Here is a 22,827-nt window from a genome sequence, read left to right on the forward strand (position 1 = left end):
CGGTCGGGTGCATACGGCTGTGCACTGTTGTCGTGCCGCGGAGCGGATTCCTCCCCTGATGCACGAATAGCCAACGAGGAGATTGTACGTCTCCTCGTTGGCCGAGCTACCTGCTACCTCGCTTCGCCGAAATCCGGTGGGCTTCCACCGCTCGGACGACCGCTACGGTATGCGGCATACCGGGCTTCGGCGGCGGCAGGCGCACCGCCGAGCACACCCACCGAGCCCGCCCGCGCGCACGCGAGCGGTCACCCGGCAGCACCTTCGCGACGCCGCCGATGCGGCGCGGCGAATACGATCAACGCCGCAGACCGAGGCGTTCGATCAGGGAACGGTAGCGGTTGATGTCCTTGTCCTGCAGGTACTTCGACAGCCGCTTACGGCGACCGATCAATGCCATCAGACCGTGGCGGGTGTGGTGGTCGTGCTTGTGCTTCTTCAGATGCTCGGTGATGTCGGCGATCCGCTTGGACAGCAGCGCGATCTGCGCCTCCGGCGAGCCGGTGTCCTTCTCGTGCAGGCCGTATTCGGCCAGAATCGCCGACTTCTGCTCGGTGGTCAGCGCCATGGGGCATCCACTCCTGTTTCTCAGTTCCGCGCGCGAATATCCGGTTACCCGGTGTGGGCGCCACCGCGGACCGCAGCAAACCCGAGGATCCACCCTACCGGAGCAGATGCTCCCGCCGAAATCACAGCGGATATCCCTGGTCTGCCGGGTCGATCGTGCCGTGCTGCGCGGCGAGCGCGACCTATCGATAAGCACCATGGACTCGGCCACCCGATGCGCGGGGACCTATCCGCAGGTGCTGATGGCACTCACCGTTCACCGACGGCGGTCAGAATCTTGCGCGCGGTGCTCACATCACGGCCCATGGTTTCGATGAGTTCGTCCACCGAATCGAATTTGCGCTGGCCGCGTACGTGCTCCACGAAATCGACCGCGACGTGCTGACCGTAGAGATCGGCCTCGCCGTCGAGCACGTACGCCTCCACGGTGCGGGCACGCCCGGAGAAAGTCGGGTTGGTGCCGACCGAGACAGCGGCCATCGCCCGCTCACCCGGAGTAACGGTACCGATGCGGGGACCTGGGCCGAGAACGGTGAACCAGCCCGCGTACACCCCGTCGGCGGGAATCGCGGCATGCATCGGCGGAGCGATGTTCGCGGTCGGGAACCCGAGTTGCTTCCCACGGCCGTCGCCGTGCACCACCACCCCCTCGACCCGATGCGGACGGCCGAGCGCCTCGGCCGCGGCCGCCATATCACCCGCGTCGACACAGGAACGGATGTACGTAGAGGAGAAGGTCACCGCGTGTTCCCCGAGCAAGGTCACGCCGTCGACCTCGAAGCCGAACCGCTTACCGAGTTCACGCATGGTCTCGACCGTGCCCGCCGCCTTCTTACCGAAGGTGAAATTGTCCCCCACCACCACCTCGACCACATGCAACCGTTCGACCAGCAGATCGTGGACGTAACGCGCGGCGGTCAGTTTCATGAACTCATGCGTGAACGGGATGACGCAGAACACGTCGACACCCAGTTCCTCGGCCAGTTCGGCCCGACGGGTCAGCGTGGTCAGCTGCGCCGGATGCGAGCCGGGGCGGACCACCTCCATCGGGTGTGGGTCGAAGGTCATCAGCACCGCGGGTACACCGCGGGCGGCCGCGGCCTTCACCGCCCTACTGATCAACTGCGCGTGGCCGCGGTGCACGCCGTCGAACACACCGATCGTGAGGACGCAGCGCCCCCAATCCGCGGGCACTTCGTCGAGACTTCGCCATCTCTGCACAGTGCGCAGCCTACGCACCCCGGGTAGCGAGCAGTAGTCGGGCATGCTGATGTCACACAACGTTTCCGATCCCCGGCGAACCGACCGGAATGCCCGAATGGGGATATCAGCGCCTGAATGTGTATATCAGCGTCATAATGCCTAAGCTCGAGTATGTGCCCGGTAAACGTGATATAGCCACGCGACGTGAGCTGGCCGGCACCCTTGTGCCAGGCGAAGCCCGAGGAAGCACCGCGACGATCGCTCCTGTGCTCTCGTCGGTCGCCCAGGACTATCTGAAGGTCATCTGGACCGCGCAGGAGTGGTCCGAGGACAGAGTGTCCACCAAGTTGCTCGCGGAACGAATCGGCGTCTCCGCCTCGACCGTCTCCGAAGCAGTGCGCAAACTGGCCGACCAAGGGCTGGTCGAGCATGCCCGCTACGGTGCGATCACACTGACTCCAGAGGGGCGCCGCGCCGCCATCGCCATGGTGCGCAGACACCGGCTGATCGAAACCTTCCTGGTGAACGTACTCGGTTACGGCTGGGACGAGGTGCACGACGAAGCCGAGATACTGGAGCACGCGGTCTCCGAATTGCTGATGGCACGCATCGACGCCAAACTCGGTTATCCCGATCGGGATCCACACGGCGACCCGATCCCCTCGGTGGACGGTGCGGTGCCGACCCCGCCCGCCAGGCAACTGAGCGACTTCACCGCGGGCGAATCCGGCCGCGTCGCCCGCATCTCCGATTCGGATCCGGAGATGCTGCGCTATTTCGACTCCGTCGGCATCGCCCTCGACACCACCATCACGGTCGTCGAACGCCGCGATTTCGCAGGCACCATCGCTATCCGCATCGGCACCACCGAGACGGCCACGGACCTGGGCAATCCCGCTGCCGAAGCCATCTGGCTCACATCCTGAGCCAGCGGCGGGCCTGCGCCGGAATCACCGCTCCGGTGCGAACCGACCTGCTGCGGCGCGGGTACGAGCCGATCACAGAGCGATCGGCTCGTACCCGCGGTGGATCAGCCGAGGTCGGCAGTCGCGGTGCGGTGGGCGAGTTCGGCGGCACGAGCCGCGATAGCACTGCCGAGTTCGGCGGTGGTCGCCGTGCCGCCGAGATCCGGAGTACGGACCTCGCCCGCGGCGAGCACATCACAGACCGCCCGGTCGACCGCGGTGGCCGCCGCTGACTCACCGAGCTGCTCGAGCAGCATCGCTCCCGCGAGAATCTCGGCGACCGGATTCGCTATCCCCTGACCCGCGATATCGGGGGCGCTGCCGTGCACGGACTCGAACATCGACGGACCGGTGCGCTCCGGGTTGATATTGCCCGACGGCGCCAGGCCGAGTCCGCCGGTGATCGCGGCGGCGAGATCGGAGAGGATATCGCCGAACAGATTCGAGCCGACGATCACATCGAGCCGGTCCGGATGCAGCACCAGCTCGGCGGCCAGTGCGTCGACATGCATCTGCCGGGTCCGCACCTGCGGGTATTCGGCCGCGATACGTTCGAAGACGCTGTCCCAGTACGGCATCGAATGGATGATCCCGTTCGATTTGGTCGCCGAGCACAGCTGCCCCGACCGTTCGGCGGCCCGTTCGAAGGCGTAGCGGATGATCCGCTCACATCCGGTCCGGGTGAATACCGATTCCTGGAGCACGAATTCGTCGCGGCGCCCCTCGTTGTGCATACCGCCGATCTGCGAGTACTCGCCCTCGGAGTTCTCCCGCACGATGAGAATGTCCAGATCGTCCGCGGTCCGGCCGCGCAGCGCCGACTCGGTTCCCGGCAGCAGGCGCACCGGACGCAGGTTGACGTACTGACCGAAAGCACGGCGCAACGGGATCAGCAGACCCCACAGCGAAATATGGTCGGGCACCCCGGGAAAACCGACCGCCCCGAGCAAGATCGCGTCGAAGCCCGCGAGCTGCTCGACACCGTCGGGCGGCATCATCGCCCCGGTGCGCGTGTAATTCTCACAGGACCAGTCGAATTCGGTCCATACCAGGTCGGGGAGCACGGCATCGAGTACACGCACCGCCTCCGCGGTGACATCGACCCCGATCCCGTCCCCCGGAATCGTGGCGAGGCGATATCCACTCACCGGCACTCCTTCACAGTCGCACTCCGATGTATTTGATCTCCAGGAATTCATCGATCCCGGTCGATCCGCCCTCGCGGCCGAGCCCGGATTCCTTGACGCCACCGAACGGTGCGGCCGGATTGGACACTACCCCTTGGTTGAGTCCGACCATCCCGGTCTCCATCGCCTCACATACCCGCAGGCCACGCCGGAGATTCTCGGTGAAAACGTAGCTCACCAGGCCGTACGGGGTGCCGTTGGCTCGCCGGATCGCCTCGTCCTCGGTATCGAAAACACCGATCGCCGCGACCGGCCCGAAGATCTCGGTGTGGTACAACTCGGCGTCATCGGGCACATCCACCAACACGGTCGCGGAATAGAAAGTGCCGGGACCGGTCGGCGCGGTGCCACCGGTGAGCACGGTGGCACCGCGGGTACGCGCGTCGTCGACCAAGTGCTGCACCTTCGCGACGGCATCCGCGTCGATCAGCGGACCGACCACCACATCCGGCTCGGTGCCCCGCCCCATCGGCAGGGCCGCCATTCGGGCGGCGAGCCGCTGCGCGAACTCTTCGGCGATACCACGCTGGACGAGGAAACGGTTGGCGGCGGTGCATGCCTGGCCGATATTGCGCATCTTCGCCTCGAGCGCGCCTTCCACCGCTTCATCGAGATCGGCGTCGTCGAATACCAGCAGCGGAGCATTACCGCCGAGTTCCATCGACGTACGCATCACCGTCTGCGCGCACTGCTCGAGCAGCACCTTACCGACCGCGGTCGAGCCGGTGAACGACAGTTTGCGTGAGCGCTCGTCACGGATCAGCGGTGTCATCAACGCCGCGGGGTCGGTGGTCGTGACCACGTTGACCGCCCCGGCAGGCAGCCCGGCCGTCGCCATCAGCTCGACCAGCGCCAACATGCTCAGCGGGGTCTGCTCAGCGGGTTTCACCACGCAGGTGCAGCCTGCGGCGAGCGCGGGCGCGATCTTGCGCGCACCCATCGCCATGGGGAAGTTCCACGGCGTGATGAGCAAACTCGGGCCGACCGGCTGTTTGGTCACCAGAAAACGGGCACCACCGGTCGGCGCGGACATATATCCGCCGTCGATGCGCACGGCCTCCTCGGCGAACCAGCGGAAGAACTCCGCGGCGTAGGCGATCTCACGGCGTGCCTCCTCGAGCGGTTTGCCCATCTCCAGGGTCATGATCAGGCCGAGCCGCTCGGTCTCTGCCAGCAGCGCGCGATGCACCCGCATGAGCAGATCCCCGCGCTCCCGCGGCGAGGTGCCTGCCATGGCCGGTTGCGCCGCATCCGCCGCGTCCAGGGCGGCGAGTCCGTCCGCGGGATCCGCGTCGGCCACCGAACACAGCGGCACCCCGGTCGCCGGATCGACAACCGGGAACGTTCGCGCGGTCTCCCGCCACTCACCATTGATGAACAGTCCGCGCGGCACCGTATCGATCGCGGTCCGTTCGGCTGCGCTCAGGGTGCTATCGGCGAGCATCGTCGGTGGCTCCTCTCCGCCCAGCGCAGCAATCGGCCATTGCTGCGATCTGTGCGGTCATGTTATGCATATTGTCAACAATCCGACAATAGACAATCGTGTACGACAAGCGTGTCAGCCACTCACGTCAGCCCCACTCACGTCAGACATTCACGTCGGCATCTCATCCCTCTTCGCCAGGAAGGCGTACCACTATGACCGAGTTATCGCCCGTCCTGAAACAGGCCACGCCGGTGACCGTCGATCACGGCGCCGGGTGCTACCTCTACGGCACCGACGGTCGCCGCTATCTGGATTTCACCGCGGGGATCGGCGTGACCAGCACCGGGCACTGCCACCCTCGGGTGGTCGCGGCGGCACAGGCGCAGGTCGCCTCGCTGGTCCACGGCCAGTACACCACTGTGATGCACCGGCCGCTGCTGGAACTGACCGAACGGCTCGGCACGGTGCTTCCGGAAGGGCTGGACACGCTGTTCTTCGCCAACTCCGGCAGCGAGGCGATCGAAGCAGCGCTGCGACTGGTGCGCCAGGCCACCGGACGGCCGAACGTCATCGTCTTCCACGGCGGTTTCCACGGTCGCACCGTCGCGGCAGCGACCATGACAACCTCGGGCACCAGGTTCTCGGCCGGCTTCAGCCCGCTCATGTCCGGCGTGCATGTCGCGCCCTTCCCCACCGCATTCCGCTACGGCTGGAGCGAACAGGAGGCCACCGCCTTCGCACTCCGCGAACTCGACTATCTCTTCGCCACACTCACCTCCCCCGCCGAGACCGCGGCGTTCATCGTGGAGCCGGTGCTCGGCGAGGGCGGCTACATTCCGGGAAACACCGAGTTCTTCCAAGGGCTGCGCGAGCGCGCGGATCGGCACGGCATCCTGCTGGTCTTCGACGAGATCCAGACCGGCTTCGGCCGTACCGGAAAATTCTTCGGACATCAGCACTTCGATGTGCGGCCCGATGTGATCACCATCGCGAAGGGGCTGGCCAGCGGGTTCCCGCTCTCGGGGATAGCGGCGCCGCGCGAACTCATGGCCAGGGCGTGGCCCGGCTCCCAGGGCGGCACCTACGGCGGGAACGCGGTGTCGTGCGCGGCGGCGGTCGCCACGCTGGAGGTCATCGAATCCGAAGGGCTGGTCGACAATGCCGCGGCCAGGGGCAGGCAGCTGCTGAGCGGTCTGCGCGATAGTGCGAACAAAGCGATCGGCGATGTCCGCGGCCTCGGACTGCTCGCGGGCGCCGAGTTCACCACCGCCACCGGCGAACCGGATCCGGCCACCGCGACGGCCGCCCAGCGCGCCGCGGTCGACAAGGGCCTGTTGCTGCTGACCTGCGGCGCGCATATGAATGTGGTACGGATGGTTCCGCCGCTGATCGTGACCGAGACCCAGATCGAGGACGCACTCGCGATCTGGTCGGAGGTCCTTGCCGAGTTATAACGCCCGATGACCCCGCCGGTGTCCCGGCCCGCCCCGCTCGCCCGGCGAGCACCGACCAGGAAGCCAGACCGTATGGCCCGCTATATCACCATCACCCTCACCAAAGCCGGGGTGACCTGCCGCGCCCGCCTGCTCGACGCGGAGGCACCTGGCACCTGTGCCGCGGTGTGGGACGCCCTGCCGCAGGCCGGCGACGCATTCCACGCCAAGTACGCCCGCAACGAGGTGTACACCCTGCTCCCGCGGATCAGCGCGGCACCGCATCGGGAGAATCCGACGGTCACGCCGATCCCCGGCGATGTGTGCCTCTTCGATTTCGAGCCGTGGGAGATCGGCAATCCGGCCTACGGCTACGAGCCCGGCTCTGCGGCCGAGCACGAACAGGGCGCTACCGACCTCGCACTCTTCTACGGTCGCAACAATCTGCTGATCAACGGCGATCTCGGCTGGGTGCCAGGCAATGTCTTCGCCACCATCGAGGATGGCCTCGCCGAGATGGCCGCGGCCTGCAACACCTTGTGGTTGCAGGGGGTCCAGGGCGAAACACTGGCCTTCGCCCGCGCCTGAATCCGACACACCGGTGGCCCCGCGCATACCGCGCGGGGCCACCGGTTGTTCAGGACGCCAGCACGAACTCGGCGTAGCGCGCCACCGCCAGCAGTAGATCGTCGGAATGGCGTGGACCGATGAGCTGCATACCCACCGGAAGACCGGCGCGGGTGGTGCCGACCGGGATGCTGATCGCGGGCTGCTGGGTGAGGTTGAACGGATAGGTGAACGGCGTCCACTCCGGCCAGCTGCGCATACCGCTGCCAGGAGGGACATCATGGCCCGCCTCGAATGCGGGAATCGGTACCGTCGGGGTGATCAGGACGTCGTAATCGGTGTGGAAAGCGCCCATCGTGATACCGATACGCGCCGCCTCGTTACGCGCGGCCAGATAATCGACAGCGCTGATGGTTTCCCCGCGTTCCCACAGCAGGCGCAGCGCGGGTTCGACCCGCTCGCGGGTGCCCGTGGGGAAACCGGACAGCATCGTGGCCGCCCCCGCCGCCCAGAGCAGCTCGAACGCCTCCCGGGGATCGTCGAAACCTGGGTCGGTGGCGCTGACGCGCAGCTCGGCCGCGGCGAGCCGCTGTACTGCCGCGTCAACCATCGCGGCGACCTCGGGATCGACCTCGGCGTAGCCGAGCGTCGGTGAATACGCCACCCGCAGCCCACGCACATCGCGGTGCATCTCGGCACGGAATGTGGTGAGCATGGGAGCCAGTGCGGTCGGATCGCGCGGATCGGGCAGCGACAGGATATCCATCAGCAGCGCCGCCTCCTCGACGGTGCGCGTCATCGGACCGATATGCGCCAGCGGACCGAACGGACTGGCCGGATACAGCGGAATCCTGCCGTAGGTCGGCTTGAAACCGACGATCCCGCAGAAAGCCGCCGGGATACGCACGCTGCCACCGCCATCGGTGCCCACCGAGACCGGGCCGAGGCCCGCCGCGACAGCCGCGGCGCTGCCACCGGAGGACCCACCCGCGGTGGTGGCCGGATCAGCCGGGTTGCGGGTGATCCCGGTCAGCGGACTATCGGTGACGGCCTTCCAGGCGATCTCCGGAGTGGTGGTCTTGCCGAGGAAGACCATGCCGTCCTCACGCAGCCGCGCCACCGCAGGACTGTCCACCGACCACGGACCGGCCGGGTCGATCGAGGCGGAGCCGCGCCGGGTGGGCCAGCCCTCGGTCAGGAAGATGTCCTTGATCGAGATCGGCACACCGTCGAGCAGGCCCCTGGCATGTCCGGACTGCCAGCGCGCCTCGGATTCCTTCGCCTGCACCATCGCCCGGTCGGGATCGACCAGACAGAAAGCGTTGAGCGCGCCGTCACGTTCGGCGATCGCCCGTAGGATCGCCTCGGTCGCCTCGACCGGCGACAGCACACCCGCGGCATAGGCGGAGACCAGCTCGACCGCCGTCATCACGGTCGGATCGGTGGGATGGTTCATATCGGGGTAGCTCATGAATGGGCTCCTTCAACTGGGCACATAGCCCAGTCTTTTATCGACCACGTTGTCCAGCGGATGTCCGGCGATCCACTTGTCGAAGTTCTCGGTGAACGCTGTGACGATCTCGCTACGCCATCCGATGAAGTCGGCGGAATTGTGCGGAGTGATCCGAGCATTCGGTAGATCCCATAGTGGGTGGCCTGGCGGAAGCGGCTCCGGGTCCACCACATCGAGTGCCGCTCCGGCGATCGTTCCGGCGCGCAAGGCGTCGACGAGATCGTCGGTCACAACGAGTTCCCCTCGCCCGACATTGATAAACCTGGCCGAAGGCGGCATCATGGCGAAAGCCTTGGCATCGAACATATTTCTGGTCTGTTCGGTCAACGGAGCGATGGCGACGACATAATCGGCCTCGGCCAGTTCGGAGTACAGATCGGTGGTGACGGTACCGAAATCCGGATCTGCGTCACGGGCGCGCCTGCCCACCGCCCGCACCGACATCCCCACCGCGCGCAGCAGATGGGCGATGCGGCGGCCGATCGAGCCGGTGCCGACGATCACCGCCGTCGCCCCCGCGATCCGTTCGGACTCGCGATGATGCCATTCGTGCCGCTGCTGCAACATCAGCGAGCCGTACGAATCCTTGGCGAAACCGAGAATCTGTCCGAGTACGTATTCGGCCATCGCCGAATCGAAGATACCTCGGGTATTGGTCACCACCACGTCACTTCCCTGCAACTCGGGAAACATCGCCGGGTCGACACCAGTAGAGCCCATGTGCAGCCAGCGCAGCCGATCGGCCGCATGCCACGCACCAGGCAAAGCGGTGGTGCCGAAGTCGTAGACGAACAACACCTCCGCCCCACGCAGGGCGCTCACAAGCCCGTCCGCCTCGGTGTAGCGAACGGTCGCACTATCTGCCACACGGGCCATGTCCTCACCGTCGGGCACACTGTCACTATGCAGGACGGTGACAATCGGGCCCTGATTCACATTGACACAGTAAGATCACATCGTATGATTGTCAACAATCCGATCGGGTTCGGAGGTCGTCCCGGCTGGGCACGAGAGGGGCCGCAGTGGATCTGAGCTTTCCTGACCTCGACGGGCCCGTCGCGCAACGAGACATCGGCATCATCGCCCCGTTCGACCTCGCGCTCGAACGTGAGCTGTGGCGCTGGGCCCCGCTAGAGGTGAGCCTGCACCTGGCTCGCACCCCCTATGAACCTGTCCCGGTGTCACTGGAGATGGCCGAGCTGGTGTCCGACGCCGCGCATCTGACCGCGGCCACCCGCAATGTGCTGCACGTAGAACCCGAAGTGGTCGCCTATCTGTGCACCTCGGGCAGTTTCATCAAGGGTCTCGCCCACGAGAAGGCACTGCGCGAAACCATTTGCCAGGCCGGAGCTCAGCACGCGGTCACCACCTCGGGCGCGCTGATCGAGGCGATCCAGCATCTCGACCTCACCCGGATCTCCGTACTCACCCCCTATGACGAGATCCTCACGCACAAACTGCACGACTTCCTCGCCGAAGCCGGATGCACCGTGGTGCGCTCGGATCATCTCGGACTCGGTGGCGGTATCTGGAAAGTCAGCTACCGCACCATCGCCGAACGCATCGTCAGTGCCGACGACCCCGACGCCCAAGCCATCTTCGTCAGCTGCACCAACCTGCCTACCTACGACGTCATCGAGCCCTTGGAAAAAGCGCTCGGCAAACCCGTACTCACCGCCAACCAGCTCACCATGTGGGCCTGCCTCGGCCGGATGAAACTGCCGATGATGGGGCCGGGTAAATGGCTGCTCAACGTTTTCTGACGGTCCGGTTCCCGACGATCCGAAGGAGAAAGAACCCCCTATGCGCGCACCCACTGTCGGCTTCATCTACCCCGACCACGCAGCCGAAGACGACTATCCACTAGCGGCGGAGGCACTCGGCGCGCACCTACCGGTAGCGCATATCTACGGTACGGATCTGCACGCCGTCCCCGAACTGCTCGAACTGGGCAGCCCGGAGAAGTTACGCGGCGGCGCGGCATTACTCGCCCCGCATCAGCCCGAAGCGATCGTCTGGGCCTGCACCTCGGGCAGTTTCGTCTACGGCCCCACAGGCGCCCGTGACCAAGCGGACGCACTGGCCACCGCGGCGGGAGTGCCCGCGACCAGCACCAGTTTCGCCTTCACCGATGCGGTACACGCACTCGGCCTGCGCACCGTCGCGGTCGCGGCCAGCTATCCCGATGATGTCGCCCAGCTGTTCGTGGAATTCCTCGCCGATGCCGATATCGACGTCGTCTCGATGGCCAGCGCGGGTATCGATACCGCCGCGGAAGTCGGCACCCTCACCCCGGACCAGGTCCTGCAACTGGCCGTGGACAACGACCACCCCGACGCACAAGCCCTCCTCATCCCCGATACCGCTATGCGCACCCTGGCGGTACTGCCCGATCTGGAAGCCAGGCTGGGCAAACCGGTGCTGACCGCCAATCAGGTCACGATCTGGGCGGGCCTGCGCTTGGCCGGCGTCGAACCGGTCTCCCCCGCGTTCGGCGCGCTGTTCGCACACCGGAAGACCGATGTCCGTCGTTGACTTCGAGCCGGTGAATCGGCAATCGACCGCGGAGCGGATCGCCGATCGGCTCCGCGAGGCGATCATGCGTGGCAGTCTCGCGCCGGGCACCCAGCTCGGCGAAGCCGATCTGGCCGCACAGTTCGCGGTATCGCGCGGTCCGTTGCGCGAGGCGATGCAGCGCCTGGTGTCCGAAGGCCTGTTGCACAGCATCCGCCACCGCGGCATCTTCGTCATCGAACTGACCCTCGACGACATCATCGATATCTACCGAGCCAGGACGGCACTGGAAGGCGGTGCGCTCGAACTGATCCTCGACGGCCGCCGCACCCTCGCCTACAAGGCCCTTGAACCCAGCATCGAGGACATGCTCGCCTATGCCGAAAAGGGCGACGCGGTAGGCGTATCCGACGCCGACCAAGCCTTCCACCAGGCCTTGGTGGAGAGTGCGGCCAGCCCACGGCTGGTACGCGCTGCCCGCACCCTGCTGATCGAAACCCGAATGTGCCTCGGCGCCTTGCAAACCACCTATCCCGACCTCCTCGAGCAGGCCCGCGAACACATCGACCTCAGGGAGGCCATCGCCACCGCACCACCGGCCCGAGCACGGGCCCTGCTCATCGAGCATATGGACGACGCGGTCCACCGCCTGCGCCACCAGATCGGGAGCTGAGCAGCCACGGCTGAATCCAAATCCATATCGAGAGCCGGAGATCCGACGAAGACCCACCCGGCTCCACGAATACTGGTTATCCGTGGGACCATTCGGCGACATCTCCTCCAGGCATACGAACAACTCGAAATCCATCGGGACCGACAATCGACCACGACTCGAAATCACGGTACGAATCCGGTGTCGGCACCTGCCAGAGATCACTCGCAAACAGCCGGTCGAAACCGTCGACGCCGACACCGCAACTCATGACTTCACTATCCGACATCCTCGTCACCGGCCACGAAGTCGCTCTGGAGTACAACGGTGGTACCCCGACTAGTTTCGCTTCTTGACGACCTCGAGAAATCCCACAAGCAGCACGACCAGGATGATCACCAGCGTAGGCAACACCAAGCCCAGGGTGCCCAGCTCTTCCCCGAAGAGTTTGCTGTAGATGCCGCCACTGTGATTGTCGCTGGTGAAGTATTTCACCAGCGGGACCACGCCCAGCGGGATTCCGGCCAAAACGGCCACCGTCTGGAGTGCCTCGGCAGACTTCTTCCGCCCCTGAGTGTTCGCCATATCAGCCCATCCCCTATAGTGAATGTTGTTGTCTCCCAGACGATATCAGAGCGTTCCGGCTTGCGGCACGAATCACCACCTCGCCCATGTCCGGAATGACTTATCGAGAAGACTCCGGGGAAGCACCCCTGTACGAACTGGACTATGTCCAGGTCTACGACCTAAAGATCTTTCGGCAATTCGGTGAGTCGTTTCGGGTGGATCGGGTTGCGGCGTAGCACAATCACGATGTGCCGGAAAAGGATGCACCCGCAGTCCGGCCGAAATATCGAAAGATCTTCAGTGCCTGAGCCACATCATATAGTGCTCAGCAGTACGAAATTCGTTACCCGAAAGCTCGAACGGGGCATCCCGCCATTGACTGAGGCACCCACGTCCGACACTACCGTCCCGCTCCGGCTGATGACCCCAGAAAAACAGGTACTCGACATTCGCGCCCTCGGAAAGGCATTCGGTCGACTCGACAACCGATGATAGAGACACACGAACCTCCAGATTGTTTTTCGACAAGCGAGCTGGAGATACGCAGCACGTTCATCCCTGAAATAACCATCATTCCAAGTCCAAGAGCGGGCAGATTATCAAGAATATCTCCTCATCACCAAGCCTATGCGGCGCAACTACTACCCTGAGGCAATCTATCCCCTTCATTCAACGCGCTGATATTCAAAGTGCCGCAGCGAGTCGTGGACCGGAGCATGCCACCGCACCCACCTACAGTTCCAGCCCCACCGCTACCACTGTCGAGGATGCGGAAGCCGGCTTCTCGCCGACCAGGAAGCACCGCACTCGTAGTGGCAGACTCCGGTAGCGGATCAACTCCTCCCACCGAACGGTCCACTTCCTCACAATAGATGCATGCTATCCTTTGCATGAAGTATTGCATGTAATCATGGGGAGGAGGGTGGGCTATGGCCACGGTTCAGGTGCGAGATGTCCCGGATGAAGTGGCAGCGGTGATCGCGGAGAAAGCCAGTGCTGAGCATAAGTCGGTGTCGGCATATCTGCGGGACCTGATGGCAGCAGATGTTCGGCAGGAACTGCAGCGGCGGGCTATCGCCGCATGGGACGAAGAGTTACGGCAGACGCATCGGCGGCTGGGTATTACCGGCCGGGCGACGGTATCCGGAGCCGAAGCGGTGCGTGAGATTCGGGACGGTTACGACCGGGGCGAAGAGTGATCGTCGTCGATGCCTCGGTCTGGGTCGATCTGCTGCGGGGGGCTCTGCCGCCTGGCTATGCGGACCGGATCCGCACAGCCGGATGTGTTTCTCCGCCGCATGTGGACTTCGAGGTCGGTTCAGCACTGATCCGGCTGGCGCGCCGCGGCGAACTGGAATTCGATCAGGCGCGCGCATTGATCGCGGCGTTCAGCAATCACCCCGTGGAGCGGATCCGCGAGCCGGTCGATTCGGTCGCTGCCATGGGATTGATCGATAACGCCACCTACGCGGATGCCTGGTACATCGCACTGGCTCAGCGCCTCGCCTATCCACTGATGACCATGGACGACGGGATGCAAAAGACCGCCCGGATCCATGGGGTGGAAGTCGTTGGCGCGGCCGGCTGACAGCGGTACCGGTTCTGGTCTGGTCGACTTTTCCAGTTACTGCACGGGATTCCCTCAGGGGGACTGCATTCGAGCAGACGAGCGAACCTCGCGCGTAAACCCGGCACCAGATGATCCAGCGTCGCGGGTCCGCCACGGCCGGCTGCCCAGTCCGCGTCGGCTTCGGCCACCGCGGCCAGTGCTCGGGCGGACGGCAGGCCGTAGGAGGCCGTGTTCAGTTAGGTGGTTTCGGGCAGGTACTCATTCGGCGTGAGCGAGGACATGCCAGCAGCCTTCGCCACCATGACTGCTTCGTCCATGGCCGGCGGAGCGATACCGGACCGATTCGCCGGTTCAGCGGTGTGCAGTTATCAGTGTCGAGTCCGGGCCGCGAGATCTCGGAGAACAGTCGGGATTCGTTGTGCAATCGCCATCGGGGATGCGTTGCGGAATCGCCTCCTGTGGTGGGTTACTGGAGAGAGCGATGTCGCTTCCCTTTCGACATCCGTTGCGGAACAATTATTTTCCTGGTTCGGAGGCCCTCGATGGCACCTGTGCTCACTTCACTCGATCCCAGTTTCGGTCCGCCGAGCGGTTTCAACACGGTAGTGCTCTTCGGGAGCGGGTTCGCCGGTGCCGGCCCGCTGACCGTTCGATTCGGTTCGACGGCAACCACATTCACCGTTGTTTCCGATACCCGGATCAACGCCATCGCCCCGCCGGGCACGGGTACGGTCGATGTCACCGTCACCGCGGCGCTGGACGGGACGAGTAATCCGCTGCCCTACACCTACGGTGGTTCCGGCCTGCTGTTCTTCACCGACAGCTCCTCTCCCGGCAATGTGTATTCGGTGCCGCAGACCGGTGGCACCCCCACCCTGTTGGCATCCGGTCTGAACTCTCCGGGAGGTCTCGTTCGGGTCGGTGACCTCCTCTACATCTGTGAGAGTGGGCCCAGCCGGGTGGTGACGGTACCGGTGACTGGTGGCGCACCGACCCCTCTGGTGACCGGACTGTCGCTCCCTAGGGATATCACCGTCTCCGGTAGCACCCTGTTCATCACCGACGTGGGCCCCGATCAGGTGCTTTCGGCGCCGATTACCGGTACCGCGATCCCCACCGTAGTCACCAACACCTCTGCCAACGTATCCGGGATCACCGTTGGAGTGTCGACGTCATCGGTGTTCGTGCCGTTCGCGCCTGCTGTGGCGGCGCCGGTACTGACTTCGCTCACTCCGAGTTTCGGCCCGCCTGCCGGGGGCAATACGGTGGAAATCGTCGGAAGCGGATTCGCCGGTGCCGGCCCGTTGACCGTGCGGTTCGGAGCGACGGCGACGACGTTCACCATTATTTCCGATACCCAGATCAACGCCATCGCCCCGCCGGGCACCGGCACGGTCGGTGTCACCGTCACCGCGCTGTTGGACGGGACGAGCAACGCGCTGCCCTACACCTATGGCGGCTCCGCTCCACTATTTTTCAACAATGCCCTTACTTTCCCCAACGGCCGGGTATCGACGGTGCCACAGACCGGTGGTGCTCCCACCCTGGTGGCGTCCGGCCTGAGCATTCCCTTTGGTCTCGTCCGGATCGGTGACCTCCTCTACATCTGCAATGCCGCGGCCAATCAGGTGGTGACGGTGCCGATCACCGGTGGCACACCGACTCCTTTAGTGACCGGGCTGTCGTTCCCTACGGATATCGCTGTTTCCGGTGGCACCTTGTTCATCACCAACTTCAACACTGGTCAAGTGGTGTCGGCGCCGATCACCGGTACCGCGACTCCTACCGTGGTCGCCACCAGTCCGACTGGCGCATTCTGGATCACGACGTGAGTGTCGGCTCCGACTGCTGGGCTGTGCGGCATCGTCGAAAATCCGATCGGATCTTTGTCGCATGGTCCAGTGGGATTGCCCAACCGATGCGCCGAGGGAGGTGCGGTGTGGTCGTAGTGGGGACATGGCTATGTCAGGACGTGGACATTTCAGCACGCTGTAATCGGTGGTGATCGGCGATGTATGGTGGTGTTTCGCACTGTCGGATGGTGCGAATGGTGGGGTATCGGTGAAACCCTCGGCGTCGCGTTCAAGCCGTGAAACCATAGAAAAACAGACGGTATTCGTTGTGGAATCGCTATCGGGGATATGTTGCGGTGCCACCGCCTGTGGTGGGTTACTGGAGAGAGCGATGCCGCCACTGTGTCGACATCCGTTGCGGAACAATCTCTTTCCTGGTCCGGAGGCCAACGATGGCACCTGCGCTCACCTCACTCGACCCCAGCTTCGGCCCTCCTGCTGGTTTGAACACGGTAGTGCTCAGCGGGAGCGGGTTCACCGGCGCCGGACCGCTGACCGTGCGATTCGGGTCGACGGCAACCACATTCACCATTGTTTCCGATACCCAGATCAACGCCATCGCCCCGCCGGGCACCGGCACCGTCGAGGTCACCGTCGCCGCAGCGCTGGACGGGACGAGTAATCCACTGCCCTACACCTACGGCGGCTCCGGTCTACTGTTCTTCACCGATAGCACCACAAGTGTGTATTCAGTGCCGCAAACCGGTGGCACCCCAACCCTGCTGGCGACCGGCCTGAACTCCCCGGAAGGTCTCATCCGGGTCGGTGACCTGCTCTACATCTGCGAGAGAGTGGCAGGCCGAGTGGTGACGGTGCCGGTCGCCGGGGGCGCGGCGACTCCTCTGGTGACCGGGCTGTTGTTTCCGAGGGATATCACCGTCTCCGGTAGCACCCTGTTCATCACCGACGGGGGCACCAGTCAGGTGGTGTCGGCGCCGATCACCGGTACCGCGACCCCCACCGTGATCGCCAACACCCCTGTTTTCTTGTTCGGGATCACCGATGGGGCGTCGACGTCATCGGTGATCGCGCCGTTGGCGCCCGCTGTGGCGGCGCCGGTACTGACCTCGCTCACTCCGAGCTTCGGCCCGCCTGCCGGGGGCAATACGGTGGAGATCGTCGGAAGCGGGTTCGCCGGGGCCGGCCCGTTGACCGTGCGGTTCGGGGTGACGGCAACGACATTCACCATTGTTTCCGATACCCAGATCAACGCCATCGCCCCGCCGGGCACCGGCACGGTCGAGGTCACCGTCGCCGCGGCACTGGACGGGACGAGTAATCCGCTGCCCTACACCTACGGCGGTACCGACCGACTGTTCTTCACCAATGCCTTTGCCTCCCCGAACGGCCAGGTGTCGGTGGTGCCGCAGACCGGTGGCACACCCACCCTGCTGGCGACCGGCATGAACGGTCCCATCGCTCTCGTCCGGGTCGGTGAACTCCTCTACATCTGCGATATCGGCAACAATCAGGTGGTGACAGTGCCGATCACCGGTGGCACACCGACCCCGCTGGTGACCGGGCTATCGTCCCCTACGGGTATCACCGTTTCCGGTGGTACTTTGTTCATCGCCAACGCGGGCACCAGTCAGGTGGTGTCGGCGCCGATCACCGGTACCGCGACCCCTACCGTGGTCGCGACCAGTCCGACCGCCGTATTCGGGATTACGACGTGAGTATCGGCTCCGACTGCTTGGTTGTGCGGCACCATCGAAAATCCGATCGGATTGTTGCCGCATAGCCTGGTGAGGCCACACTGTCATTCGTTGTGTAGTCGGCGCCGATCACCGGCACCGTGATCGCCACTAGCACGACATTTGTATTTCGTTGTGCTGCAAGAATTGTCTTCGATATCGGAGTTGTCGGGTGCAGTCCTGGTGGCGGTGTCGCCAGTGACACACGGCGAGTGCGTGGGAGAGGGTGCGGGCGAACCCTGAAGGGATGTCGCCGAAGGGCGGAAGCGTGGCCCAGGCCCAGTCGTAGACGCGTTCGCCTCGCTCACCGAGCCCGGCCGACATGCGGTGCCGGCATCTGTGGGCGCGCGACCGGCAAGGGTGTCCACCCGGCGACGACCGTCCAGGTCGTTCACGGTCCGACGGACGGGCACTTCCAGTACGTAGGACAGCCGACGGCCTCGCGGAACGAGCGGAACTTTCCGTCGCGCCCGTAGGCCGCGTCAGCGGCGACCCAGCCGACGGTCACGCCCGTATCGACAGTACGCGCGAGCATCGCTTCGGCCAGCCTGGGTTTGGTCAGAACTCTTTGTCCACGACATTGTTCGGGTATCCCTGCCTCGTTGCGGCGGTCCGCATCACCCACCCACGATTCCGGCAGATACAGTTCCCGATCGATCAATGCTCGTCCCGAGCCGGCGGCGTAGGCGAGGAACACCCCGAGCCGGCAGTTCTCCACGCGTCCGGCGGTACCGGAAGACTGGCACTGAACACCTGCCGACTTCACACCCTTCCTCACAAACCCGGTCTCATCCACCACAAGCACGCCGTCCGGGCAGGCCAACGCTCCTACCACCTACGAGCGCAGCCTGCCCCGCAGTTCGTGGGCCTCCCACCGCGACAACGACTGCCGCGCACCTGGATCAGAGATTGGCCGGACGGACGACCATCACCGAGGACGCGCGGTTGCCGGACTCCCGTAGCAGGGCGATGGCACGGCTCGCCGGGTCGACAGCGGCGTAGACACCGGAGATGCCGACGGGTTCGAGCCAGCGGCCGTTACGCAGGTCGTCGGCCTGTTTCTCGTCGATGTCCCGGCGCGGGAACGCGGTGCGCACCGCGGCATCGATATCGAGGCTCAGCGGCGGCTCCTCCGATTCCACGGCGGCGGCCAGCTCATCCAGGGTGCGGGCATGATCGAGGGTGAACGGACCGACTCTGGTGCGGCGCAGCGCGGTCAGATGGCCACCGACGCCGAGCGCGGCGCCGAGGTCCCTGGCCAGCGCCCGGACATAGGTGCCGGAGGAGCACTCGACCAGTACGTCCAGATCGACGAAATCTCCGGCCTCGCGGCGCGCGAGCACATCGAAGCGCGATACCGTGACCGGGCGGGCGGCCAGCTGTACGTCTTCGCCCGCGCGGTGGCGGGCGTAGGCGCGTTCGCCGTTCACTTTGATCGCGCTCACCGTGGCGGGGACCTGGTCGATATCTCCGGTCAGTTGGGCGACGCGCCTGGCGATATCGGGGTCGGTGAGGTGGTGGGCCGGGGTCGTGGTGAGCACTTCGCCCTCGGCGTCGTCGGTGTTGGTCGCCTGGCCGAGGCGGATGGTCGCGGTGTAGGCCTTGGTCGTCAGCGTGAGCAGGCCGAGCAGTTTGGTCGCGCGTTCCACACCGAGCACCAGCACACCGGTGGCCATCGGGTCCAGGGTTCCCGCGTGCCCGATTTTCTTGGTGCGCAGCAGTTTACGGCATTTCGCGACGACATCGTGGCTGGTCCAGCCACCGGCCTTGTCGATGATGAGCAGACCGCCGAGACCGCCCATCAGATATGCGCGATCGCGGTCAGGATGTAACCGTCGGCGATCCGCCAACGGCCATCGAACGAATGCAGCGGGACCCCGCCGTCGACGGTCTGGCCCGGTACCAGCAAGCCGCTGTGGAAACTGCCGTGCCCGGACGTGGCGGTGCTGTCCTCGATGTCGAACGTGATGTGCGCCTCCTCGAAACCAAGCCAGCGCGTGGTCAAAGGAAACCACGCCTTGTACGTGGCTTCTTTGGCGCAGAACAGCAGCCGGTCCAGGTGCAGTTCGGAATCGTTGGCACGCAGCCACTGCCGTTCCTGTCGCAGGCTTACCGAATCGAGCACACCATCGGGCAGGGCGGCATGTGGCTCGGCATCGATGCCGATGGAACGGAACCGCAGCTTGTGGCCGAGCGCGGCGGCGCGATAACCATCGCAGTGGGTCAGACTGCCGACGATCCCGCGTGGCCACACCGGAGCTCCCCGCTCCCCCTTGCCGATCGCGACCGGCGGCTCACCGAGCTGCTCCAGCGCCAACCTGGCACAGTGCCTGGCACCGATGAAATCACGACGCCGCTTCTCCACCGATTTGGCGATGAGATGCTCCTCCGCCGGATGCGGCCGTAGATCCTCCGGGTAAGCCAGCAGCTCGGCCGAGGCCACACCCGCGGGCAGAATGTTCTCGATCATCACCTGCGAGCCTAGTCCAGTGCCATCGGCCGGGAATACGACGCCATGAAACCGCCTATAGCCACCCCGCCGCACGCAGGATGGCTCCGGCCCGCAATCGCTCGGCTCATGCAGGCGGAGACCACGCGGGTCGAGGATCTAGGCCGGGCCGCGCCGCTGCTGCGCCTTGCTGCGCAGGGCGGCGGCGGCGGCTTCCATCTCCGGGGTCACCCGGAAATGCCCACCCCATTTGTTCAGCGTGCCCGGCGGATACTGCGGAGTCGGCAGGATCTGCCGCAGTAGCCGGTCGGGCAGACCGCGCCGCTGCCATTCGCGCGGGTAACCGATCGAGACCTCCTCGAACCGGACGCCGTCGTAGTGCGTGGTGCGCGGAATGTGCAGATGCCCGTAGACCGAGCAGACCACGTTGTAGCGGGTGTGCCAGTCCGCGGTCAGTTCGGTACCGCACCACAGCGCGAACTCCGGGTAGAACAGCACCTCGGTCGGCTGACGGACCAGCGGGAAGTGGTTGATCAGGACGACAGGGGTGCCTGGTGCGAGTGCGTCGAGTTTGCGTTTGGTGGCCTGTACGCGAGCATGGCACCACGCGTCCCTTGTCGCGTACGGTTCCGGCGAGAGCAGGAATTCGTCGGTCGCCACCACATTGCGCTCCCGCGCGACCGCTAGACCCTCAGCCTTGGTGGTGGTGCCCGCGGGCAGGAAGGTGTAGTCGTACAGCAGGAACATCGGCACCAATGTCACCGGTCCGCCGTATTCCTGCGCGCCTTCGCCCTCCCACACCGGGAACGGGTCTTCCGGTGTGAGCACGTCCAGATCGCGGCACATCGCGACCAGATAGTCGTAACGCGCCACCCCGGACATCTGCACCGGATCCTTCGCCGTGGTCCACAGCTCATGGTTGCCCGGTACCCAGATCACCTTGGCGAACCGGCTGCGCAACAGTTGCAGGGCCCAGCGGATGTCCCCGGTCTTCTCCCCCACGTCTCCGGCCACGATAAGCCAGTCTTCCGGTGAATCCGCCGTGATCTTCTCGACAACCGGCCGATTCCCCTGGTGTCCGACGTGAATATCGCTGACCGCCATCAACTTGGGTATCACCACACCTACCTTGGCACATCTTCATCCGATTCGCGCACACCGGCAGCCGGGTGTGCGCGGATCCCGGTGTCTCGTCAGCTGAGAATCTCGGCGCCGGGGCGGGCCCATCGGCCCGAGAACGCTCGCCACGTGACGGCGACCAGCCGCAACACCATGAACGCGGCCAGGCCGGACCAGATTCCGGCCACACCCCAGCCGAACGCCAACGACAACCAGATAGCGGGCAGGAAACCCAGCAGAGCCGCGGTGAGCGTGGTGGTGCGCAAGTAGGCGGCATCACCCGCACCGAGCAGGACACCGTCGAGGGCGAAGACGATGCCTGCCACCGGGATCAAGGCGACGAAGAACCACCACACCACCTGGGTGCGTTCGAGCACCTCCTGGTCGTCGGTGAACAATGACGGGATCACCGTCGCCCCCGCCGCGAAGCAGGCCGCGAGGGCGAGGCTGAAGAGCTCCGACCACCAGGTCACGCGCCGGGCGATACCGCGGGCACCCGCGGTATCGCCCGCACCGAGCGCGGCACCGGTGAGCGTCTGCGCGGCGATGGCCAATGCGTCCAGGGTGAGCGCGAGAAAGCCCCACAGTTGCAGAACCAACTGGTGCGCGGCCACCGAAGCGGCACCGAAACGGGCGGCGACCGCCGCTGCCGAGACGAAGCAGGCCTGGAACGCGGCACTACGGACAATGAGGTCACGCCCGAGCACGAGCTGCGTCCGGATGAGCGACCACCGCGGGAGCAAGGAGACCTGTTCCCGAAGCAACGCGTTCGCGAACAATGCCGCGGTGACGAACTGCCCGGCGAGATTCGCCACCGCCGAACCGGGCAGCTCCATACGCGGCGCACCGAGCAGTCCGTACACCAGTACCGGGCAGAGGACAGCCGAAACCGTGAGTCCGGCGAGCACGTAGACCAGCGGACGGCGTGTGTGCTGGATACCGCGCAACCACCCGTTGCCTGCCATGGCGATCAGGATCAGCGGTATCCCGAACAGTGCGATGCGGACCCAGGCGAGGGCTTCGGCCGCGATATCACCGCCGCCGGCGATGGCGGTGGTCACCGGTACGGCGAACACCTGAGTCAGCAACAAAATCACGGCGCCGACCACGAGCGCTATCCACGTAGCCTGCACCCCTTCGACCACCGCGCCCGCGCGATCCCCCGCGCCGTAGCGCCGGGCCGACCGCGCGGTGGTGCCATAGGACAGGAAGGTCAGCTGCGAACTCGTCTGCGCCAGAATCAGCCCGCCGACCGCGAGGCCTGCCAGCGCGAGCGCGTCGAGCCTGCCGACAACGGCGAGATCGAACAGCAGATAGAGCGGTTCGGCGATCAGTACACCGAGCGTCGGCACCGCGATCCCGGCGATGCGCCGCGGTCCGGCCGCGGCAGCCCGGTCGACGCCGGATATCCGCGCCTCGGTTGCCGGGGCATCGGTTGCCACCTCACCGGAACTCCCCGCGGTCACGCATACCTCCTGTACCCGGCTCGCTCCGGTCTCGTCGCTGAGCTTCCCGCACCGGGCACAACACAGGCCGAATGCGCGGCAT

At 65.3% G+C, this 22,827-nt stretch carries 22 protein-coding genes; 10 read left to right on the forward strand and 12 right to left on the reverse strand.

What is annotated here, in order from left to right:
* Positions 1-298: 298 nt before the first annotated feature.
* On the reverse strand, positions 299-568 hold the full coding sequence (gene rpsO / locus ACL02S_RS12360) for a 30S ribosomal protein S15 (protein ID WP_063021162.1): 270 nt from the start codon (positions 566-568) through the stop codon (positions 299-301).
* 248 nt (positions 569-816) lie between these two features.
* Positions 817-1,788 carry a bifunctional riboflavin kinase/FAD synthetase gene (locus ACL02S_RS12365; RefSeq protein WP_412802522.1) on the reverse strand — a complete coding sequence of 324 codons (972 nt, stop codon included), beginning with the start codon at positions 1,786-1,788 and terminating at the stop codon, positions 817-819.
* A 137-nt stretch (positions 1,789-1,925) separates the two neighbouring features.
* Between ACL02S_RS12365 and ACL02S_RS12370 the strand changes: the two genes are divergently transcribed.
* Positions 1,926-2,696 (forward strand): metal-dependent transcriptional regulator, encoded by a 771-nt coding sequence (locus ACL02S_RS12370; protein ID WP_412802523.1) that lies wholly within the window; start codon positions 1,926-1,928, stop codon positions 2,694-2,696.
* 104 nt (positions 2,697-2,800) lie between these two features.
* Here the strand turns inward: ACL02S_RS12370 and ACL02S_RS12375 are convergent, their stop codons facing one another.
* Entirely contained in the window at positions 2,801-3,883 is a 1,083-nt protein-coding gene (locus tag ACL02S_RS12375) for a tartrate dehydrogenase (RefSeq protein WP_412802524.1), read from the reverse strand.
* Positions 3,884-3,893: 10 nt separating this feature from the next.
* Entirely contained in the window at positions 3,894-5,366 is a 1,473-nt protein-coding gene (locus ACL02S_RS12380; protein ID WP_412802525.1) for an NAD-dependent succinate-semialdehyde dehydrogenase, read from the reverse strand.
* A 194-nt stretch (positions 5,367-5,560) separates the two neighbouring features.
* On the opposite strand from ACL02S_RS12380, the gene ACL02S_RS12385 reads away from it, so the two are divergent.
* Both ACL02S_RS12385 and ACL02S_RS12390 read left to right on the forward strand, forming a co-directional pair.
* Entirely contained in the window at positions 5,561-6,802 is a 1,242-nt protein-coding gene (locus ACL02S_RS12385; protein WP_412802526.1) for an aspartate aminotransferase family protein, read from the forward strand.
* 72 nt (positions 6,803-6,874) lie between these two features.
* Positions 6,875-7,369: a DUF3830 family protein gene (locus ACL02S_RS12390; protein WP_412802527.1), complete on the forward strand. Its 495-nt coding sequence runs from the start codon at positions 6,875-6,877 to the stop codon at positions 7,367-7,369.
* A gap of 49 nt (positions 7,370-7,418) precedes the next feature.
* Here the strand turns inward: ACL02S_RS12390 and ACL02S_RS12395 are convergent, their stop codons facing one another.
* Together ACL02S_RS12395 and ACL02S_RS12400 are read right to left on the reverse strand one after the other, a co-directional pair.
* Positions 7,419-8,804 carry an amidase gene (locus ACL02S_RS12395; RefSeq protein WP_412802782.1) on the reverse strand — a complete coding sequence of 462 codons (1,386 nt, stop codon included), beginning with the start codon at positions 8,802-8,804 and terminating at the stop codon, positions 7,419-7,421.
* Positions 8,805-8,831: 27 nt separating this feature from the next.
* Positions 8,832-9,797, reverse strand: coding sequence for a D-2-hydroxyacid dehydrogenase (locus tag ACL02S_RS12400; RefSeq protein ID WP_412802528.1), 966 nt, complete (start codon positions 9,795-9,797; stop codon positions 8,832-8,834).
* Between the two features lie 86 nt (positions 9,798-9,883).
* Here ACL02S_RS12400 and ACL02S_RS12405 point away from each other — a divergent pair, with 86 nt between their 5' ends.
* From ACL02S_RS12405 to ACL02S_RS12415, 3 genes are read left to right on the forward strand one after another with little or no spacing between them, the layout of a single operon-like run.
* Positions 9,884-10,624 (forward strand): maleate cis-trans isomerase family protein, encoded by a 741-nt coding sequence (locus tag ACL02S_RS12405; protein WP_412802529.1) that lies wholly within the window; start codon positions 9,884-9,886, stop codon positions 10,622-10,624.
* Between the two features lie 40 nt (positions 10,625-10,664).
* On the forward strand, positions 10,665-11,396 hold the full coding sequence (locus ACL02S_RS12410; protein WP_412802530.1) for a maleate cis-trans isomerase family protein: 732 nt from the start codon (positions 10,665-10,667) through the stop codon (positions 11,394-11,396).
* Positions 11,383-12,048: a GntR family transcriptional regulator gene (locus tag ACL02S_RS12415; RefSeq protein ID WP_412802531.1), complete on the forward strand. Its 666-nt coding sequence runs from the start codon at positions 11,383-11,385 to the stop codon at positions 12,046-12,048. The genes ACL02S_RS12410 and ACL02S_RS12415 overlap by 14 nt, the downstream gene beginning before the upstream one ends.
* Positions 12,049-12,366: 318 nt before the next feature.
* On the opposite strand, the gene ACL02S_RS12420 is transcribed toward ACL02S_RS12415, so the two are convergent.
* Positions 12,367-12,612, reverse strand: coding sequence for a hypothetical protein (locus tag ACL02S_RS12420; protein WP_412802532.1), 246 nt, complete (start codon positions 12,610-12,612; stop codon positions 12,367-12,369).
* Between the two features lie 911 nt (positions 12,613-13,523).
* Here ACL02S_RS12420 and ACL02S_RS12425 point away from each other — a divergent pair.
* From ACL02S_RS12425 to ACL02S_RS12440, 4 genes are all read left to right on the forward strand, one after another.
* The gene (locus ACL02S_RS12425; RefSeq protein ID WP_412802533.1) at positions 13,524-13,793 is read left to right on the forward strand and encodes a hypothetical protein; all 270 of its coding nucleotides are present in this window, start codon (positions 13,524-13,526) and stop codon (positions 13,791-13,793) included.
* The gene (locus ACL02S_RS12430) at positions 13,790-14,182 is read left to right on the forward strand and encodes a type II toxin-antitoxin system VapC family toxin (protein ID WP_412802534.1); all 393 of its coding nucleotides are present in this window, start codon (positions 13,790-13,792) and stop codon (positions 14,180-14,182) included. Before ACL02S_RS12425 ends, ACL02S_RS12430 begins: the two co-directional genes overlap by 4 nt.
* Positions 14,183-14,706: 524 nt before the next feature.
* Complete coding sequence (locus ACL02S_RS12435; protein ID WP_412802535.1) at positions 14,707-15,996, forward strand: IPT/TIG domain-containing protein; 1,290 nt, start codon at positions 14,707-14,709, stop codon at positions 15,994-15,996.
* A 413-nt stretch (positions 15,997-16,409) separates the two neighbouring features.
* A complete protein-coding gene (locus tag ACL02S_RS12440; RefSeq protein ID WP_412802536.1) occupies positions 16,410-17,693 on the forward strand; it encodes an IPT/TIG domain-containing protein in 1,284 nt (427 codons plus the stop codon).
* Between the two features lie 409 nt (positions 17,694-18,102).
* Here ACL02S_RS12440 and ACL02S_RS12445 read toward each other — a convergent pair whose 3' ends face one another.
* The 5 genes from ACL02S_RS12445 to ACL02S_RS12465 form a co-directional block, all read right to left on the reverse strand.
* Positions 18,103-18,546, reverse strand: coding sequence for a transposase (locus tag ACL02S_RS12445; RefSeq protein ID WP_412802537.1), 444 nt, complete (start codon positions 18,544-18,546; stop codon positions 18,103-18,105).
* A 67-nt stretch (positions 18,547-18,613) separates the two neighbouring features.
* Positions 18,614-19,513, reverse strand: coding sequence for a tRNA pseudouridine(55) synthase TruB (truB, locus tag ACL02S_RS12450; protein ID WP_412802538.1), 900 nt, complete (start codon positions 19,511-19,513; stop codon positions 18,614-18,616).
* Positions 19,513-20,181, reverse strand: coding sequence for a 4'-phosphopantetheinyl transferase Npt (gene npt / locus ACL02S_RS12455; protein WP_412802539.1), 669 nt, complete (start codon positions 20,179-20,181; stop codon positions 19,513-19,515). The genes truB and npt overlap by 1 nt, the downstream gene beginning before the upstream one ends.
* Before the next feature lie 138 nt (positions 20,182-20,319).
* Complete coding sequence (locus ACL02S_RS12460) at positions 20,320-21,279, reverse strand: metallophosphoesterase family protein (protein ID WP_412802540.1); 960 nt, start codon at positions 21,277-21,279, stop codon at positions 20,320-20,322.
* Positions 21,280-21,353: 74 nt separating this feature from the next.
* Positions 21,354-22,688 carry an MATE family efflux transporter gene (locus ACL02S_RS12465; protein WP_412802783.1) on the reverse strand — a complete coding sequence of 445 codons (1,335 nt, stop codon included), beginning with the start codon at positions 22,686-22,688 and terminating at the stop codon, positions 21,354-21,356.
* Positions 22,689-22,827 lie beyond the last annotated feature (139 nt).

The sequence above is a fragment of the Nocardia spongicola genome (assembly GCF_047200775.1).
In the GTDB taxonomy this organism is placed as follows: domain Bacteria; phylum Actinomycetota; class Actinomycetes; order Mycobacteriales; family Mycobacteriaceae; genus Nocardia.

Coding starts and splice junctions, on each gene's coding strand:
- ACL02S_RS12370 (WP_412802523.1), top strand. CDS start 1,926: ATGCCTAAGCTCGAGTATGTGCCCGGTAAACGTGATATAGCCACGCGA.
- ACL02S_RS12420 (WP_412802532.1), bottom strand. CDS start 12,612: ATGGCGAACACTCAGGGGCGGAAGAAGTCTGCCGAGGCACTCCAGACG.
- truB (WP_412802538.1), bottom strand. CDS start 19,513: ATGGGCGGTCTCGGCGGTCTGCTCATCATCGACAAGGCCGGTGGCTGG.
- ACL02S_RS12385 (WP_412802526.1), top strand. CDS start 5,561: ATGACCGAGTTATCGCCCGTCCTGAAACAGGCCACGCCGGTGACCGTC.
- ACL02S_RS12390 (WP_412802527.1), top strand. CDS start 6,875: ATGGCCCGCTATATCACCATCACCCTCACCAAAGCCGGGGTGACCTGC.
- ACL02S_RS12415 (WP_412802531.1), top strand. CDS start 11,383: ATGTCCGTCGTTGACTTCGAGCCGGTGAATCGGCAATCGACCGCGGAG.
- ACL02S_RS12440 (WP_412802536.1), top strand. CDS start 16,410: ATGGCACCTGCGCTCACCTCACTCGACCCCAGCTTCGGCCCTCCTGCT.
- ACL02S_RS12435 (WP_412802535.1), top strand. CDS start 14,707: ATGGCACCTGTGCTCACTTCACTCGATCCCAGTTTCGGTCCGCCGAGC.
- ACL02S_RS12395 (WP_412802782.1), bottom strand. CDS start 8,804: ATGAACCATCCCACCGATCCGACCGTGATGACGGCGGTCGAGCTGGTC.
- ACL02S_RS12380 (WP_412802525.1), bottom strand. CDS start 5,366: ATGCTCGCCGATAGCACCCTGAGCGCAGCCGAACGGACCGCGATCGAT.
- rpsO (WP_063021162.1), bottom strand. CDS start 568: ATGGCGCTGACCACCGAGCAGAAGTCGGCGATTCTGGCCGAATACGGC.
- npt (WP_412802539.1), bottom strand. CDS start 20,181: ATGATCGAGAACATTCTGCCCGCGGGTGTGGCCTCGGCCGAGCTGCTG.
- ACL02S_RS12410 (WP_412802530.1), top strand. CDS start 10,665: ATGCGCGCACCCACTGTCGGCTTCATCTACCCCGACCACGCAGCCGAA.
- ACL02S_RS12425 (WP_412802533.1), top strand. CDS start 13,524: ATGGCCACGGTTCAGGTGCGAGATGTCCCGGATGAAGTGGCAGCGGTG.